The following is a 17,857-nucleotide window of genomic DNA, read 5'->3' on the forward strand; positions in this document are numbered from 1 at the left end:
AGATTTATTAAAGATTTGGAGGAAATTATTAAGCTAAACATAAATTAATAATAAATTACTATATTAAATAGAGAAATAAAGACCTTAGATATATAATAAAAAGGATTGTCTCAAAAGAATTAACTTTGAGACAACACTTTTAAAAATATTATTTAAGGTTATCTAGTTTTTTATTGTACATAAACATGTAAAGTGAAGCAGAAAATATAACTATGTATCCTAAAATACTTATGATATCAGGGGATTGGTTAAATATTACCATGCTTATAATAGCTGAAAAAATTATATTAGAGTAATCAAAAATTGATATTTCTTTTGCAGGTGCATACTTATAGGCTAGAGTAATTCCAAATTGTCCTATAGTTGCAAAGATACCGGCTAATATTAAGTAGGTAAATTGAATCAAAGTCATAGGTGTATAAGAAAATATCATAAATGGGAAAATTGTTATTACAGAAAAGCAAGAAAAATAAAACACCACAGTATAATGCTTTTCACGGTTTCCAATGGCTCGAACGCAGGTATAGGCAGAGCCAGCAAATATGGCAGATGAAAGCCCTATGAGGTAAGGAATTATGTCTACACTAAAAGCAGGCTTTATAATAAGTAGTGATCCAAGGAAACCAATAGCAATGATAGTAATATGCCTTATCTGTAATCTTTCTTTTAAAAAGATAGCAGAGAAAAGTATTACAAAGAAAGGACTTAGCTTATTAAGCATATTAGCATCTGAAAGAATAAGATGGTCTATAGCATAAAAGTTTAATATTACTCCTAATGTGCCTAAAGTGGATCTCATAATAAGAAGCTTTTGGTTTTCTTTTTTGCCAAAGAAACTTTCTTTGTGATATATAATCATACCAAGGGCTATGACAAAAGAAACTATGTTTCTAAAAAAAGCCTTTTGCATAGAGGGTAAATCTCCAGATAGCTTTACAAAGGCAGACATCATTGCAAAGCCAAAGGCAGATAAAATAATTAATATTATTCCTTTAATTCTATTACTCATAGTACGTCTCCAATCTTAAGTTAATTTTTATAAACTATTTTAAAATACAGTTTATGTATCATAGTAAAGTTATAAATGCAATTCAAATGATATTACTTATCAATTATAATTATCCACTATTTCATAAATTTTTCAAGGGAATAGGGATATTTACGAATGTTATGTAAATTTAATTTATATTTATAGTTAATAACCTAAAGTTATATGTATTATTTAATATGGAGTCCATAAAGATTGTTGAATAAGTTATGCTAGTAGTATATAATTTAAGTTAAATGAATAATAGTTTAAGGTACATTAAGTTTAATAGGGAAAGTGGTTAAAAGCCACTGCAGCCCCCGCTACTGTGTACGGATACAAGTCATGATACCACTGGTAATTTACTGGGAAGGAAATGATGAGGATAAGCCGTGAGCCAGGAGACCTGCCTAAAACTTTGTTAGTTGAGACCTTCGGAGGGAAGAGTATATCAAACTATTTTTTAGTTTAATAAATTTAGTTATGTGTATTAACACCCTTATCTTAGAGGATAAGGGTGTTTTTAGTTATAATAAAACTATTTAAAGAATAAATTTTACAGAATAAATTTAGATGGAGTGATAAGAGTGGATGAATTAAAAAAGTTATTAAGTGGCATTGAAGAAGTAAATAGAGAAGTAATGAATAATTCTAAGAATTACATAGATCATTTAAGCAAGCCTATAGGAAGTTTAGGAGTATTAGAAGAGATTGTTGTAAAACTTAGTGGTATTAAGGGTGAGCATATAAAAGAAATAAAAAAGAAAAATATAGTTATAATGTGTGCTGATAATGGAATTCAAGAATCAGGGGTTTCTTCATGCCCAAGAGAGGTAACAGCTACAGTTACAGAAAATTTTGTAAAGGGTACTACTGGAGTGTGTATATTAAGTAGATACTACAATAATGATACTACTGTGGTTGATATAGGAGTGGATAAGGAATTTACTGATCCTAGAATAATTAACAGAAAGATTAGATATGGTACAAGTAATATGACTAAAGGTCCTGCAATGACTAGGGAAGAAGCTATCAAAGCTATAAAGATAGGAATTGATATTGTTAAGGAGTTAAAAAATCAAGGATATGATTTAATAGGAACTGGTGAGATGGGAGTAGGTAATACAGCTACTTCTGCAGCTATAATAAGTGTATTCTCTGGAATTGATAGTGATTTAATAGTTGGTAAAGGCTCAGGTCTAACAGATGATGGATTGTCCCATAAAAAGGCTATGGTAAAAAAATCTATTGAAATAAATAAGCCTAACAAAAATGATGCAATAGATGTGCTTAGTAAGGTAGGTGGATTTGATATAGCTGGCCTTTGTGGAGTATTTTTAGGAGGTGCTATATATAAAGTGCCAGTGGTAATTGATGGGCTTATATCATCAGCTGCAGCTATTTGTGCAAAGGAATTAAGTTCAAAGACTTCAGGGTATATGTTTGCATCTCACCTATCAGCAGAACCAGGATCACAATATGCAATGAAAACTTTAGGACTTGAACCTATGTTTAGTTTAGGAATGAGATTAGGTGAAGGTAGTGGATGTCCAATAGCCTTTGGAATAATAGAGAGTGCTGTTTTTACTATGAATAATATGGATTCCTTTAATGAAGCTGGCATAGATAAAAAGGATTATATAGATATAAGAAAACAATAGAATATGAACCGGTGCAGATAGGTTATTGATATACGGCTTTTTATAAAGGAGTGTAGTAATTGAAAATATATATAGTTAGACACGGGGAAACAGAAGAAAATATAAAAAAGACTTACTATGGAGATATAGACTGTGAACTAACAGAAAAGGGAATTAAGCAAGCAGAATTAGTAGGAGAAAAATTGAAGCATATAAACTTTGATAAAGTGTTTTGTAGTGAAAAAAAAAGAGCAAAGGAAACCCTTAAAAAAATATATGAAGGAGAAGGAGTTAAAGTAGATTCTAGATTGAATGAAAGAAACTTTGGAATCTTTGAAGGAAAAAACTATAAGCAGTTACAAGATTCATTTAAGTTAGAATATGATACTTGGACAAATGATTGGAAGGAGTATTCCATAGAGAATGGAGAGAGCTTTATAGAGGTTTATAATAGAGTGAAAAGCTTTATGGAAGAACTAAAAAAAGAATCAGTTGAAAATATACTTATTTGTACCCATGGAGGAATTATAAGAACAATATATACTTATATATTGGAAGGTAGTTTAGATAATTATTGGAGGTTTAATTCTAAAAATGCAGATTTGTCCATAATTAAATTAGAATACGGGTACTTTTATATTGATAGTATAATTCCAGTAGAATTTTAATATTAATTAATTTGTTTATGAGGATAAAAGAAGAGGAGAAAGAAAATGAGTAAATTAACTTTAGTTACTGGTGGATGTAGAAGTGGGAAAAGTAAATATGGAGAAAATCTACTTAAACATACTGATGATGTATTATATATAGCAACAGCTATAGTAACAGACGATGAAATGAAGCACAGAATAGAAAAGCATAAGGAAAGCAGAAATAAAAAGTGGCAAACCTTAGAAAGTTATAAAGACTTACATAAAAAAATAGAGAGATTTACTGAAAGATATATTTTTTTAGATTGCGTTACTATAATGACTACCAATTTAATGTTTGAAATCACTACAAATTACGATAATATAAGTGATGATGAAATAGATAAAATATGTGATAGCATAAAGAATGAATTTACATTATTCTTAGAAAAGTGTAAAGAGTTAGATAAAGAAGTTGTATTAATTACCAACGAAGTTGGATGGGGATTAGTGCCTGAAAACAAATTATCTAGAATTTTTAGAGATATTCAAGGTTTTATAAATCAACATGTAGCAAATATTTGTGATGAGGTATATTTAGTTTGTTGTGGACAAGGACTAAAAATAAAGGGATAGACGAGGAGCAGTGTTATGATTAAAAATTTGATAATTTTAGCTATAATAGCTATTATGGTATTAGGAGCCATAGGAAAAGAAAAGATTTTCTTTAATAATTTTCTTTTACTATTCCAATTTATAACTAGAATACCGGTAAATATATCTTTGGCTTGTGAGAAAGAAAACTTTAAAAAAGCTACTTTATATTTTCCCGTAGTAGGAGCCATTCTTGGGGCTATTGAATATTTAATTTTTTATATTACATCTATATGGTTGCCATTACCTATGGTTGCTATAATTACAGTTATAGTTGGAATATTTATTACAGGTGGACTTCACATGGACGGACTAGGAGATACCTGTGATGGATTCTTTTCTTTTAGAAGTAGAGAGCGAATAATTGAGATAATGAAAGATAGTAGAGTAGGTTCTTTTGGAGTATTAGCCATGATTATAGATATAGCAGTTAAGGCTTTAGGAATATATTATATAGGAACAAAATCTATAGGTTATATGATAATAGTAGTACCAATGATAAGTAGATTATTTACTGTATTTATTGCTTTAATAGGAAAGTCAGCTAAGAAAGAAGGTACTGGGAATTTTTACATTGGAAATACTAATGGTGTATATTTTACAGGAGCATTAACTCTTACTTTACTTATTGGAAGTTTATTCTTTAATATTAAATATATTATTATACTTTTACTTGGTGGACTTATAGTTACTATAATATTTAATTTGTTTTGTAATAGCAAAATAGGAGGGCATTCTGGAGATACCCTAGGTGCCAATAATGAAATTGTTGAGCTAGCTTTATTTATACTAATTAGTAGTATGATTTTTTAAGAAAATAATGGTTATCTATATATTTTTAAATCTGGTATTGATATAATTATAATATTGTTTAGAAAATTGTATATAATTAATATTGTAGTTTGCATCTTGAATTTTAAATTTGAGATGCAAACTTAATTTAAATATTATATTACTTAAATGTTAGCTCCGTAGAGAGTTTTATATTTTTGAAAATTAGAATATTATATTAGAATTAAATATAATATAAAAATAAATATTAATTATGATTATAATTAATAATAAGCATATAATTATTGTTATTTGGAGGCAAGATTTATGAGTATAAAAATAATAACAGATAGTACTAGTTATATACCAAAGGAGCTCATAGAAAAATATGATATTACTGTAGTTTCTTTAGGTGTTGTTATAAATAATATAGCGAATAAAGAAATAGAAATTGAAAATGATAAGTTTTATAAAACCTTGGAGAAGCTAGATAGTATACCTACTTCATCTCAACCAAGTATAGATGATTTATTTAATAGCTTTGACCAGGTTATAGGTGAAGGACATGAAGCATTAGGAGTTTTTATATCCTCAGAAATGAGTGGTACATATGCTACTTGTAATCAACTAATAAAAACAATGATAATGGACAAATATCCTAAGGCTAGGATGGAAGTTATAGATTCAGCATCTAACTGTATGCAAATGGGATATGCAGTTTTGGAAGCAGCAAAACTGGCTGAGGAAGGTAAATCTATGGAGGAAGTTATAGCTGGAGTAGAGGCTATAAAGAGTAAGAGTAGGTTTTTATTTGTACCAGATACTTTAGAATATTTGAAAAAGGGTGGTCGTATAGGAGGAGCAGCCGCTTTATTTGGAGCACTTCTTCAAATTAGACCTATACTTACTGTAGAAGCTGGAAAGACTTCAGTTTTTGATAAAGTTAGAACAAAACAGAAGGCAATACTTAAAATTATAGAAAAATTGCAAAAGGATATAAAAAATAGAGGACTTGGACAGGTAATAGTTCATCACATAAACTGTGAAGAAGAAGGAAGGGCTCTAGCTAATAAAATCAAAGAAATATTAGGTATAGATGTAGATATACAATGCATTGGGCCTGTGATAGGCTGTCATGTAGGACCTAAAACTGTAGGAGTTGTTTATTATACTGAAAAATAAGATTGATATTTAAACATTAATAAAATTTATTTTATAAGGAGATGTTAAAGTGGATATTAAATCAAGAATTGAAAGTTTAAGAAGTTTAATGAAAGAAAGAAGTATAGACGCTTTTATTATTCCAAGTTCAGATAATCATGGAAGTGAGTATGTAAGTGACTATTTTAGAGTGAGACAATGGATTTCAGGATTTACTGGATCTGCTGGAACTGTTGTTATAACGGAGAAAGAAGCTCATTTATGGGTAGATGGAAGATATTTTCTTCAAGGAGAACAACAAATTCAAGGTACAGAATACATACTAGAACGTATGGGTGAACCAGGTGTTAAAACCTATACACAATGGATCTGTGATAATGTGAAATCAGGAGATACTGTCAGCTTTAATGGAAAGGTGTTTACAGTTTCTCAGCTTCATGATTTAGAAGAAGCTTTTGAAGAAAAGGGGATTAAAACAAAACCTGAAGAAGATATTTTTGATATTATCTGGAAAGATAGGCCAACTATGCCTAATAATAAAATATTTATTCATGAAGATTCTTATGCAGGAAAAACTGTAGAAGAAAAGTTAACTTTAGTAAAAGAAGAAATGAAAAATATTAATGTAAATAACTTATTATTAGCATCTTTAGATGATATAGCATGGCTTCTAAATTTAAGAGGCGGAGATGTGGAATGTAATCCTGTATTCTTAAGTTATTTCTTAATTAGTGATGACAAGTATATTCTATATGTAGATAAGGAAAAATTAAATGAAAAAATTATAAATCTATTAAGTAGTAAATCAATATCTATAAAAGATTATAATGACATAGTATCAGATCTTAAGTTAATTAAAGGAAATATAACCTTTGATCCAAGCAAAACTAATGTATGGCTTAAGGAATCTATAAATAAAGAAGTTAACACAATAGAAAAAAGGAATATAACTACGGATTTAAAAGCTAGAAAAAATTCTGTAGAGCTTAAAAATATAGAAAATGCCCATATAAAAGATGGAATAGCTATGGTAAAGTTCATAAAGTGGGTAAAAGAAAATGTAAATAATGAAGAGATAACAGAAATATCAGCGGCTGAAAAACTAAAAAAACTTAGAGCAGAAGGTGAGGATTTTATAGACATAAGCTTTGATACCATTGCGGGATATGGTCCTCATGGAGCTATAATTCACTACAAAGCATCTGAAGAGTCTAGTCTGAAACTACAACCAAAAGGATTGTTCCTAGTAGATTCTGGAGCTCAATATTTAGATGGAACTACGGATATTACAAGAACTATAGCCCTAGGTGAACTTACAGAAGAAGAAAAGGAAGATTATACTTTAGTTTTAAAAGGACATCTAAATCTATCTACAGCAATATTCTTGGAAGGAACTCCGGGATGTAGTCTTGATGTTTTAGCAAGAAGAGCTCTTTGGAGCAAAGGATTAGACTTTAAACATGGAACAGGACATGGAGTTGGCTATTTACTTAATGTACATGAGGGTCCACAGGGGATAAGAAGAGAATTAAATCCAATTGCTTTAGAAGAAGGCATGATAGTATCTAATGAACCTGGAGTTTATAAAGCTGATAAACATGGGGTAAGAATTGAAAACTTAATAGCTGTTCAAGAAAAAGAAAAAAATGATTTTGGAAAATTTATGTGCTTTAAAGATTTAACTTTATGTCCTTATGAACTAGATGCAATAAATATATCTTTGCTTAATGAAGATGAAAAATCTTGGTTAAATGATTATCATAAAAAAGTATTAGAAAAGTTAAGTCCCTATTTATTAGAGGATGAGGTTTTATGGTTAAGAAATGCAACCAAAGAGATTTAAAAAAAGTAAGAAACCACAATGGATATTTGTGGTTTCTTATTTTTCTTACATATTTATTTTATTATGGTGAAAAATAAAATAAGATTACTTATTTAATAAGTAATTAGATAAAATTAAGTTTTTAAACTTAATTTAGCTACAAAGGAGGAAAAATAATGTCATCAAAGAAAGGTAGTACAGAAAAGTTATCTATCACAGCACTGATATTAATGATTTTTACATCTGTATATGGCTTTAATAATATGCCCAGGTCATACTATTTAATGGGGTATGGTTCAATACCCTTCTTCATTATAGCTGCAATATTATTCTTTATTCCATTTGCATTTATGATGGCTGAATATGGAGCCGCATTTAAAAATGAAACCGGAGGAATATATTCATGGATGGAGAAGTCGGTAAATGCTAAGTATGCATTTATAGGGACATTTATGTGGTATACGTCAACGGTAATATGGATGGTTAATGTATCTTCTGGAATATGGGTAACTTTATCTAATGCAATTTATGGTACAGATACAACTAGTACATGGAGTATATTTGGTTTTGGAGGGCGTCAAACTCTTGCCATACTTGCTGTTCTTTGGATTATATTTGTTACCTTCGTGTCAACTAAGGGGATAGAAAAAATTAAAAAGATTACTTCAGTAGGAGGTACAGCTGTAGCAGCACTTAATATATTGTTAATACTAGGTTCCATAGTTATATTAATAGGAAATGGTGGAGAATTAGCACAACCTATAGTTAATTCTACAACTTTCATATCATCGCCTAACCCAGCTTATCAAAGTTCAATATCAATATTATCATTTATGGTATTTGCTTTATTTGCCTTTGGTGGTATTGAGGTAGTTGGAGGATTGGTTGATCAAACAGATGAACCAGAAAAAAACTTTCCTAAAGGTCTTGCTATATCTGCTATAATCATAGCTGTTGGATATGCAGTAGGATTATTCTGTGTTGGAATATTTACAAATTGGGATGCTATACTTGGAACAAATGGTAAGTATGGAGATATAGTTCACATGGGAAATGTAGGTTATCTTATAATGAATAATTTAGGTTATCAATTTGGAGTAACCTTTGGAGCAACTGAAGCTATTTCAGTACAAATTGGTAACTGGATAGCTAGATTTGTTGGATTATCAATGCTACTTGCTCTTACAGGAGCGTTCTTTACTTTAACATATGCACCACTTAAGCAATTAATAGCAGGAACTCCTAAGGGGTTATTCCCCGATTCAGTTGCAAAAATGAAAAAAGGTATGCCTGTAAATGCAATGCTTATTCAGGCTATAGTAGTAATAATTATGATTTTATTAGTAGGATTTGGTGGAGAAGCTATGGAAGAATTCTTTAGTATTCTTGTAGCCATGACTAATGTAGCTATGACAATTCCATATATGTTCTTGTCTGGAGCATTTATATCATTTAAAAGAAGAGCAGGAATACAGAAACCTTTCCAAGTTTTCAAAGGTAAAGGATTTATAATACTCGTAACTATTGTAGTAACAGCTACAGTTGGATTTGCTAACTTTTTCTCAATAATTGAGCCAGCTATGAATGGAGATATGGCTAAAACTATATGGAGTATTGCAGGACCAATATTCTTTTCAATAGTTGCCTTAGTACTTTTTGCTAGATATGAAAAGAACTTAAAGAAAAATAATTAAGAAAAATTTGCATTGAAGAATATGTTCTAAAGATTATAAAGTTCAGATAAATAATATCTGGACTTTATTTTATAAAAACATTTAAATATAAAATTTATTATTATAGAAGTTTTAATATGTCTTTTATTTTGGTGAAAATTTTATAAACATTCATTTATATTTATCAAATTTATTTATAAATTATAAACTTAGCTAGACAATACTTAGGTATTGAGTAATAATATTAATATCAAGTGAAACTTAGCTTAGAGGGAGTTTTATCTCCATTGAAGTTTAGTTGAACATATACTCAAATAGTCAGTAGCTCTAGTTGATGACATTATTATTCCTTACATAGTAGCTAACCACAGTGTTAAAGCAGCTAGGCTCTATATAAAAAGTTAAATTAAACAAAGAGGTGGAACGGTTGAATAAAATCATAGGAAGCAAAATTAAAGAACTTAGAACTAATAAAAAGATGACATTAAAGGAACTAAGCGAAAAAACATCTTTATCTACTGGGTTTTTATCTCAATTAGAAAGAGGTCTTACCAGTATAGCTACAGATTCTTTACTTAATATAGCAGAAGCTTTAGATGTTGAATTATCTTACTTTTTACTATCAACTAGTAAGAGGAGAGAAAGATTTATACAAAAGAGTTACGAAAGAGATATATATAAAATAGATAATGCCCTTCATATTAATTATGTATTATCAAATAATCCTGAAGATAAAACTATATTGCCTAGATTAATTGAAATATTGCCTACCAATACAGAGGAAAATTTAAATACTTATCAGCATGAAGGTGAAGAATTTATATATGTATTAGAAGGAATTATAACTTTATTCATAAATGATGAAAAGCAGTATCTTTACCCCGGTGATTCAGCACATTTTAAATCTTCTATTAATCATAACTATGCAAACTATACTAATAAAATATGCAAAATTTTAGTTGCAAGTGTTCCTAATCCTGCAGCAACTAGCAAAAGTAACATCATATAAAATATAGACAAATGTCATGTATGACTAAATAAAATAAGGAGAGTGAATGAATTGTCTTTAAAAAAACAGATGAAATTCCTTCAGCAGTGTGAAAACAATTTAGGTAAATTGAATTTTTATCTAGATATTACAGACAGTAAGATTACCTGTGAACCCTGCTTAATGGTAAAGCATTATTATAACTGGTGTGTTAAAAATATATTTAGAATAGATGTAAATGAAGTAAACCTTACTGAGTTTTTTAAAAAAATTATAGAAAAGTTAGATTATAAAGTAATTGGGAATATGGAGTATGAGGATTTTAGAAATCTTATAGTATCATACTACTCACTAGGAGAAATATATTTTGAGAGAAAAGAATTTGAATTGTCAAAGGATTACTTTTCTAAAGTAATAGAGGTTATGGAGGAATTCTTAAAAAGTGGAAATAAATTTCAAACTGAAGAAATTCAATGTAAAAGTGGAGTAGTATTTTTTGAACTATTAATGTGGGCAAGAAAAAATCTTGGTGATATGGTTGAAGTTGAAGAAGCTTTATACTTATATGAAAGTATAATTGGAGAAGAAGAAATATTATACATACAAAAAAACTATTGCGTATATAGAGCAAGTAAAGAATTAAACATTATAGATAAAGCAAATGAGGCAGCTAGAAATGTAATAAAAATATTATCTTCATTTAAAGGAATAAATATAGATGTTGTAGAGTATTTTACAACAGAAAAATCTTACTCTAATGCCATAGATATCTCAATAGAGGAATATTGTAAGGATAGTAGCCCTCATTGGATAAATGCAATGAATACTATATGCACAAAAGCACAATCCCTAGATATAGAATGTGTAGATAAGATTATAAAGTTCTGTAATATATTAATGGAAGAGCTTAAAATTGTAGAATGGAGTACTTTAATTTTAAGCTTATACAAAGGTATCAGACAAGAGGAAGAACAACTTATTAAAGTATTAAGTTATCTAAGACAAAGTTTTAAAATTATAGATTATAAACACGGAGATTTTATAAATTGTTCTCAAGCAGTATGTGTGTTAAATGAAATTTATGAAGATATAAGAATAAGAAAGTATAAAGAAGTATTTTTAAGAGAGTATGAATTTGACTTTGCGTTTTATTTAATGAATGCTGCAGTTCAAAACAATAATTATGAAAAAGCAATTGAAACTTCAACTAAGTTATCTTCCATAATCAATATATTTAATATAAATAAGGAGCTACTTAATTATATAGAAGAATGTAAAGAAATATCTATAGATGGAACTAAAAGGGAAAACTATAATTTAAGAGAATATCCTTGGCTATACTTATATAATAATGTAAAAGATATATGTACAAGCTATGGTATAGAATCTAAATTTGATACTAGTGACTTTATTAGAAGTAGTAGTAAAAAAACAATAATAGGTATTAATGCAATTCAAGATAGAGAGGTAGAAGAAACTTTAAACAATATTGTTGGAGAAAAGATCTTTTTACAAGATAAGGATATTGTGTTTATTAGCAATAAACAACTTGAGTTAAAATCATATATTAAAGATTATTATAGTTGTGAAGTTATTACAAAGAATAATTTATTAAGAGATCCTAATAAATGTATTATAACTTATGATAAGTCTATTCATGGTAAAATGGCAGATAAAAATATTATTGTAATAGATGGTCATAAAGAGTTAAGGGATATTGATGTAACTTATATTAAACATATATTGGAAGATTGTAACAATTCTATATTGGCTATTCTTATTAATACAAAAAGTAGTGATTATAAGGCTGAAGCATTAAGTTATAATAAAGCTTTATTGGAAAATATGCTAGATTATAAAAGAGAAATTATATTATTTGACCAAAAAGACTTTTTTGATTCTAGAGAGTTATTAGAAACACTTATAGGACAAACTTCAGAAAATATAATAAATATGAAATTTAATGACTTTAAGACCAATATAAATAAAACTTTAGATGGAATTAGAGAAGACATAAAATTTAAAAATGCAGTTTATAAGGAAAGAAGATATACCCTTAAGGAATGTGTATCAGAATATATAAACCTAGCAGATGAAGTTAAATCAAACTATAATGAATTTCTTACAAAAATTCAGGGTGATATAGAGTTTTTAGGAAAATATGCTGAAGAAAAGATATCAATAATTATCCCTGATCTCATAGAAAAAAAACTAGATGCTATAGATGACTTAGAAGAAACTTCAACACTAAAGGATAAGGCTGAAAAGATATTTAGTGAAACTATTGTAAATTGGTGTAATAAAAATATATATGATTTAATGTTAGAGCAATTTGAGGTTTATATAACTAAGTATTCAAAGCTCTATGGATACCATCAAGAGACTATAGAAAAGATAAAGGATAATAGAGATACTGTAATATCTGCCTATGGTGATTTTACAAGTAAAATTAAACCCATAGATATAAAACCACTTGAAGAGCTACTGAAGGAATTTTTAGTATTACATGATGAATTCTTAAATAGTATTAATTATGAAGTTACTGTAATACCAAATGAGAAATTCTTAAGTACAGTAGCTGGTGGAATTAAGGTAATGTTTATGAAGTCAGAAGAAAAGGCAGAAAGTACTAGAATAAAAATTAAAAATCAAGTCATAGAAAATAAGGATAATATTGCTGCTATATTAAGCAATAATATAATGGAAAACTTAAGAGGACTTTCAGACAAGTTAAAGGAAGAAATAAAAGATATATTTGAAGGAACTCTAAATGATATTACAATAGATAAAAATATAGTTGAGCAAGCAGAGATGGATATGACAAAATCTCATGAAGAGATTACTAAAAAGAATGAGGAATTAGAAGTTCTTATGAAATTTGTAGATGTAGAGGTATTAAAATATATCAAACAACTTGATCATAATATGGTATATAATAATAGTAAATGCTATAAATTAGTTTAAAAAAATGGCTATGGGACTACCATAGCCATTTATTATTCTTTTATTTCATAATTATTATTTGTAAGGGTAAATGCTTTTTTAAAGCCATTAGTTAGGTATAGTTCATGGTTCTTAGTTATAAAAATTGCCTCAACATCATCTAATGAGTTAATAAGTTTTAAACCTTCATCTACCCCAAGGGCAAATAAAGTAGTTGATAGAGAATCACCATCTATAGAGTTATTAGATAATATAGACACACCTAAGATGTTGTTGTCATATGGATAACCTGTATCTGGACTTAGAATATGGTGATAGTTTTTACCATCTTGCTCAAAGTATCTTTCATACACTCCAGAGGTTACAATAGATTTATTACTAACACTTACAAATCCAATAGTATCACTACCGGATTTTTCAGGGTTTTGAACTCCTACCTTCCAAGGGGTACCATCTATCTTGTCACCGAGTACATAAATATTACCACCTAAATCAATAATTGCACTGGATACTTCAGCATTTTTTAGGATTTTAACTATTTCATCAGCAGCATACCCCTTTGCAATTGCACCTAAATCTATAATCATATTGGAATCTTTTAAAAATATACTTTTTTTTGATTCATCTATTTGAATTTTATTATAATCAATTAAAGCCTTTTTTTCATTAATTTCTTTTTCTGAGGGAAGCTTAGCATTATCTGTACCAATTCCCCATAACTTTACCAAAGGTCCAATAGTGATATCTAGTGAACCACCAGACAGTTTAGAATATTCTAGTCCTTTTTTTACCACATTAAAAGTATCATTACTAACCTCAACAGGTTCTATTCCTGCCATATTATTTACTTCATCCAATTCGGTATTAGACTTACTTATACTTAATATATTTTCTAGTTCTCTTAAACGAGCAAAAGATTCATCTATTATAGTTGTATCACTTTTATCATATATGGTTATGGTACACACTGTACCAATGACTAGCTCTGTTTTACTAATTGGCTTAATAGGTAATCTTTGATTTGCACATCCTGCAACAATAATAATAGTTATAAATAGAACTAAAATGCAAGAAAGTTTTTTAAAAAGTTTCATAGGGACCTCCTTAGTTATATGCATAGTAATATAAAGTTTTAATATTTAAATAAAAAAATTTATATATTGTTAAAACATTATTAAAGTGAATTATATCTTTATATTAATAATAACATTATAATTTATTAGGTGAAACTTTTAAATATAAAATACATAGAATTTTTTAAACTAGTAATAACTATATAAATATGGAGAAATAAATATAAGACTTCAGGATATCCTAAAGTCTTATTACTATACTATTTATGAAAATACTATTTTTTAGCTTTAACTACAGCAGTTTCAGTTTTACCATCATTTGCATGTTGGATAGCTGCATCGGCTAAAAGTTTAAAATCATCTCCAGAAGTAGTTGCTCCAGTTATTGCATCAACTGTTGCAGGGTCTTGTTTCTCTACAAGAGCTTCTGCATATTGAGTTGAGAACTCAACAGGGCCAATTCCAGATACTTTTGTCATTTTTTCTTGATATTCGGCATCTTTACTCTTTAGATCTCCAGATTCATTTACATAGTCGAATTTAGCATCAGTGATTTTTCCATCAGCAACTGTAATTTCAACTTGTCCTTTCCAACCGTGATCATCAAAAGTGTCAAATTCAGATTTATAGCTTCCATCTTTCATTCCTTTTGAACCACAACCAACTAACATTCCAGCAGTTAAAACTACTGAGGATAATAAAGCTAGAACTTTTTTATTCATTAATGTTACCTCCTAAAAATATTTCTAGTTTAAGAAACATACTATTTTTATGATTTAATTATAAACTAAACTAAAATAATAGTAAATATATTTCCAGGAAAATTGTTAAAAAATTATTTACAATTTATGATTAAAGTTAACATTAATAACATAAAAATACATCAGAGTATGTATATTGTTATTATAGGTTAAAGATTATTTTTCTGAAATTTTTTAATCACTAAGGAATTTAGGTGAACATATTGATATAATAACAATAAAAGATTAAAATTACTTTGTTTAAACTATTGTTGGATAGGAGAAGAATGAATATGAAATTAATGAAGAGAATGGATATAGTAATAATTGTAGTGTTACTAATAGTGTCATTTATACCTTACATTATGCTAAAAAATTATCAGAGTAATTATAAAGGAATAAATTATGCTGTTATTTCTATAGATGGCAAAGAGACAAAGAGAGTGGAACTAACCACAGGGTTAGATGAAGAATTTACTATTAAATCTTCCTATGGATTTAATCGAGTTGTAATTCATGAAATGAAAATAGGAATTGTAGATGCAGATTGTAAGGATGAAATATGTGTAAATGAAGGATTTATAGGAGCGGTTGGAGAAAGAATAGTATGTCTGCCTAATAGGTTAATCATTGAAATAGTAGGGGAACAAAAGAGTAGTGAAGGGGAAGATGTGATTTCTCGTTGAGGTGAAGAAAATGAATAGTAAAGAAGCTAGTAAAAATATTAGAAAAATGATATATATATCCCTATTAGTAGCAATGTCCATGGTGCTACACATATTTGAAAATATGATACCAGTACCATTTATAACTCCGGGCACAAGACTAGGTCTTGCTAATATTATTACGGTAATAGCATTATACACCTTAAGTTATAAAGAGACTTTTTTAGTCATGTTTTTAAGAATTTTGCTTTCCGTAATGTTTGGAGGAAGTATATCTAGATTAATGTATAGTTTATCTGGTGGGATTTTAAGTTATATATTTATGGTATTTGCAAAACACCTTGGAAAAGAAAAGATAAGTATTGTAGGAGTAAGTTGTGCGGGGGCAGTATTTCATAATGTAGGACAATTACTTGCAGCATCACTAATAGTAAAAACCATGAGTGTTATGCTCTATTTACCTGTTATGAGCGTGGCAGGGATAGGGACTGGCATATTTGTTGGAATTACAGGCAATTTTGCAGTAGAACATTTAAAAAAAGTTTTTGGTGTAAATAACAATTGGTTTTAAAATAAGTTTAATTAAAATAGCTAAAATGGATATAAATATATTAAATAAGGATATAGTTACACTTAATAGATAGAAACATAAAATAATGTATTTTATTTAGGAGGAAAAATATATGAGAGTTGATGAAGAAATACTCAATTTTGCATTTAATAGTTTAAATGAATACATTGTAGTAGTTAATGAAGATGGAATTATAACAATGATGACAGATGGATACAAGAAGTTTTTAGGGTGTAAACAACCAGAGGGTAAACATGTAACTAAGGTTATTCCAAACACAAAATTACATCTTATAGCTAAAAATGGATTTAAAGAAGTTGGAGATATTCAAGAGGTTAATGAACATAAAATGATATCTATGAGAGTTCCTATAATAATTAATGGAAAAATTAGAGGCGCCATAGGTAGAGTTATGTTTAAAGATATAGATAATTTTAAAATATTAAGTAGTAAGATATCCCATTTAGAAAAAGAGGTTCAATTTTATAAAAATGAACTCACTGTAGAGAATAAAGCAACCTATACTTTTGATAAAATTATCGGAAATAGCTCAAGCTTCTTAACTGCTATAAAATTTGCTGAGAAGATTGCAAGAGGAGATTCATCTGTATTAATTACAGGGGAGAGTGGTACAGGAAAAGAATTAGTTGCACAGTCCATACACAATAGTAGTAAAAGAGCCAGAAAACCCTTTGTTAAAATAAATTGTGGAGCTATACCAACAGAACTATTTGAATCAGAAATGTTTGGCTATGAAGAAGGAGCATTTACAGGAGCGAAAAAAACAGGAATGAAGGGTAAATTTGAGCTTGCAGATGGAGGAACTATTCTTTTAGATGAAATAGGAGATATGCCTCTTTTTATGCAGGTGAAGTTATTAAGAGTTCTTCAAGATAGAGAAATTGTAAGAGTTGGTAGTAATGATGTAAAAAAGATAGATGTTAGGATTATAGCATCTACCAATAAAAACTTATTACAGTTAACTCAAGAGGGTAAGTTTAGACAAGATTTATACTATAGATTAAATGTTATGCATGTTAAGCTTCCAGCACTAAGAGAAAGAATTGAAGATGTGGGACCACTTGCAGAGGCATTAAGAGTTAAGCTATGTAATAAGTATGGAATATATAGTGAAGGTATATCAGAAGAAACCTTGGATTATCTTAAATGTTATAACTGGCCAGGTAATGTTAGAGAACTAGAAAATGTTATTGAAAGAGCAATAAATTTACTTAATACAGAGCTTAAAATATTACCAGAGCATTTACCCGCAAAGATATTAGATTGTAACAAAAGAAAGGTTGATTATGAAAATAAACAACTTAAAGATATAGTAGAAGAAATAGAAAAGCAGGTAATTACAGAAACTCTAGAGAAACTTAATGGTAATAAAAATGAAACTGCTAAGGTTTTGGGTATTAGTAGGCAAGGTCTTTATAAAAAAATGAAGAGGTTTAATATGGAACTTTAAAAAAAGTGTAAACTAAAGCACACATGTAA

The 17,857-nt window shown here is 28.5% G+C and carries 15 protein-coding genes and 1 riboswitch; of the genes, 12 read left to right on the forward strand and 3 right to left on the reverse strand.

The features are described from left to right. Positions 1-148 precede the first annotated feature (148 nt). Positions 149-1,009: a DMT family transporter gene (locus B3Z56_RS07145; protein WP_346878521.1), complete on the reverse strand. Its 861-nt coding sequence runs from the start codon at positions 1,007-1,009 to the stop codon at positions 149-151. Between the two features lie 273 nt (positions 1,010-1,282). Next, positions 1,283-1,455, forward strand: a riboswitch (cobalamin riboswitch). 159 nt (positions 1,456-1,614) lie between these two features. On the opposite strand from B3Z56_RS07145, the gene cobT reads away from it, so the two are divergent. The 9 genes from cobT (at position 1,615) to B3Z56_RS07190 (ending at position 13,329) form a co-directional block, all read left to right on the forward strand. Then, positions 1,615-2,688 carry a nicotinate-nucleotide--dimethylbenzimidazole phosphoribosyltransferase gene (cobT, locus tag B3Z56_RS07150; protein WP_346847409.1) on the forward strand — a complete coding sequence of 358 codons (1,074 nt, stop codon included), beginning with the start codon at positions 1,615-1,617 and terminating at the stop codon, positions 2,686-2,688. Between the two features lie 59 nt (positions 2,689-2,747). Then, entirely contained in the window at positions 2,748-3,335 is a 588-nt protein-coding gene (gene cobC, locus B3Z56_RS07155) for an alpha-ribazole phosphatase (protein ID WP_346847410.1), read from the forward strand. Positions 3,336-3,380: 45 nt separating this feature from the next. Beyond that, entirely contained in the window at positions 3,381-3,932 is a 552-nt protein-coding gene (cobU, locus tag B3Z56_RS07160) for a bifunctional adenosylcobinamide kinase/adenosylcobinamide-phosphate guanylyltransferase (protein ID WP_346847411.1), read from the forward strand. A 15-nt stretch (positions 3,933-3,947) separates the two neighbouring features. Continuing rightward, positions 3,948-4,763: an adenosylcobinamide-GDP ribazoletransferase gene (cobS, locus tag B3Z56_RS07165; protein WP_051823907.1), complete on the forward strand. Its 816-nt coding sequence runs from the start codon at positions 3,948-3,950 to the stop codon at positions 4,761-4,763. A 285-nt stretch (positions 4,764-5,048) separates the two neighbouring features. Beyond that, positions 5,049-5,903: a DegV family protein gene (locus tag B3Z56_RS07170; RefSeq protein ID WP_346878522.1), complete on the forward strand. Its 855-nt coding sequence runs from the start codon at positions 5,049-5,051 to the stop codon at positions 5,901-5,903. Between the two features lie 49 nt (positions 5,904-5,952). Continuing rightward, positions 5,953-7,725, forward strand: coding sequence for an aminopeptidase P family protein (locus B3Z56_RS07175; protein WP_346878523.1), 1,773 nt, complete (start codon positions 5,953-5,955; stop codon positions 7,723-7,725). A gap of 155 nt (positions 7,726-7,880) precedes the next feature. After that, positions 7,881-9,398, forward strand: a complete 1,518-nt coding sequence (gene yjeM, locus B3Z56_RS07180; protein ID WP_346847415.1) for a glutamate/gamma-aminobutyrate family transporter YjeM — start codon at positions 7,881-7,883, stop codon at positions 9,396-9,398. Positions 9,399-9,804: 406 nt separating this feature from the next. After that, on the forward strand, positions 9,805-10,386 hold the full coding sequence (locus B3Z56_RS07185) for an XRE family transcriptional regulator (RefSeq protein WP_346847416.1): 582 nt from the start codon (positions 9,805-9,807) through the stop codon (positions 10,384-10,386). Positions 10,387-10,437: 51 nt separating this feature from the next. Then, positions 10,438-13,329 carry a hypothetical protein gene (locus tag B3Z56_RS07190; protein ID WP_346878524.1) on the forward strand — a complete coding sequence of 964 codons (2,892 nt, stop codon included), beginning with the start codon at positions 10,438-10,440 and terminating at the stop codon, positions 13,327-13,329. Positions 13,330-13,361: 32 nt separating this feature from the next. Here B3Z56_RS07190 and B3Z56_RS07195 read toward each other — a convergent pair whose 3' ends face one another. Together B3Z56_RS07195 and B3Z56_RS07200 are read right to left on the reverse strand one after the other, a co-directional pair. Next, entirely contained in the window at positions 13,362-14,402 is a 1,041-nt protein-coding gene (locus B3Z56_RS07195) for an FAD:protein FMN transferase (RefSeq protein ID WP_346847418.1), read from the reverse strand. Positions 14,403-14,656: 254 nt separating this feature from the next. Next, positions 14,657-15,052: an FMN-binding protein gene (locus B3Z56_RS07200; protein ID WP_198028602.1), complete on the reverse strand. Its 396-nt coding sequence runs from the start codon at positions 15,050-15,052 to the stop codon at positions 14,657-14,659. Positions 15,053-15,414: 362 nt separating this feature from the next. Between B3Z56_RS07200 and B3Z56_RS07205 the strand changes: the two genes are divergently transcribed. The 3 genes from B3Z56_RS07205 (at position 15,415) to B3Z56_RS07215 (ending at position 17,828) form a co-directional block, all read left to right on the forward strand. Then, on the forward strand, positions 15,415-15,807 hold the full coding sequence (locus B3Z56_RS07205; RefSeq protein WP_346847419.1) for a NusG domain II-containing protein: 393 nt from the start codon (positions 15,415-15,417) through the stop codon (positions 15,805-15,807). A 10-nt stretch (positions 15,808-15,817) separates the two neighbouring features. Beyond that, a complete protein-coding gene (locus B3Z56_RS07210) occupies positions 15,818-16,357 on the forward strand; it encodes a Gx transporter family protein (protein WP_035135090.1) in 540 nt (179 codons plus the stop codon). A 112-nt stretch (positions 16,358-16,469) separates the two neighbouring features. Beyond that, complete coding sequence (locus B3Z56_RS07215) at positions 16,470-17,828, forward strand: sigma-54 interaction domain-containing protein (protein WP_346878525.1); 1,359 nt, start codon at positions 16,470-16,472, stop codon at positions 17,826-17,828. Positions 17,829-17,857: the final 29 nt, after the last annotated feature.

This window comes from Clostridium sp. UBA7791, from assembly GCF_002480755.1.
In the GTDB taxonomy this organism is placed as follows: domain Bacteria; phylum Bacillota; class Clostridia; order Clostridiales; family Clostridiaceae; genus Clostridium_J; species Clostridium_J sulfidigenes.

Coding starts and splice junctions, on each gene's coding strand:
- B3Z56_RS07205 (WP_346847419.1), top strand. CDS start 15,415: ATGAAATTAATGAAGAGAATGGATATAGTAATAATTGTAGTGTTACTA.
- B3Z56_RS07145 (WP_346878521.1), bottom strand. CDS start 1,009: ATGAGTAATAGAATTAAAGGAATAATATTAATTATTTTATCTGCCTTT.
- yjeM (WP_346847415.1), top strand. CDS start 7,881: ATGTCATCAAAGAAAGGTAGTACAGAAAAGTTATCTATCACAGCACTG.
- B3Z56_RS07210 (WP_035135090.1), top strand. CDS start 15,818: ATGAATAGTAAAGAAGCTAGTAAAAATATTAGAAAAATGATATATATA.
- cobU (WP_346847411.1), top strand. CDS start 3,381: ATGAGTAAATTAACTTTAGTTACTGGTGGATGTAGAAGTGGGAAAAGT.
- cobS (WP_051823907.1), top strand. CDS start 3,948: ATGATTAAAAATTTGATAATTTTAGCTATAATAGCTATTATGGTATTA.
- B3Z56_RS07200 (WP_198028602.1), bottom strand. CDS start 15,052: ATGTTAGTTGGTTGTGGTTCAAAAGGAATGAAAGATGGAAGCTATAAA.
- B3Z56_RS07195 (WP_346847418.1), bottom strand. CDS start 14,402: ATGAAACTTTTTAAAAAACTTTCTTGCATTTTAGTTCTATTTATAACT.
- B3Z56_RS07215 (WP_346878525.1), top strand. CDS start 16,470: ATGAGAGTTGATGAAGAAATACTCAATTTTGCATTTAATAGTTTAAAT.
- B3Z56_RS07170 (WP_346878522.1), top strand. CDS start 5,049: ATGAGTATAAAAATAATAACAGATAGTACTAGTTATATACCAAAGGAG.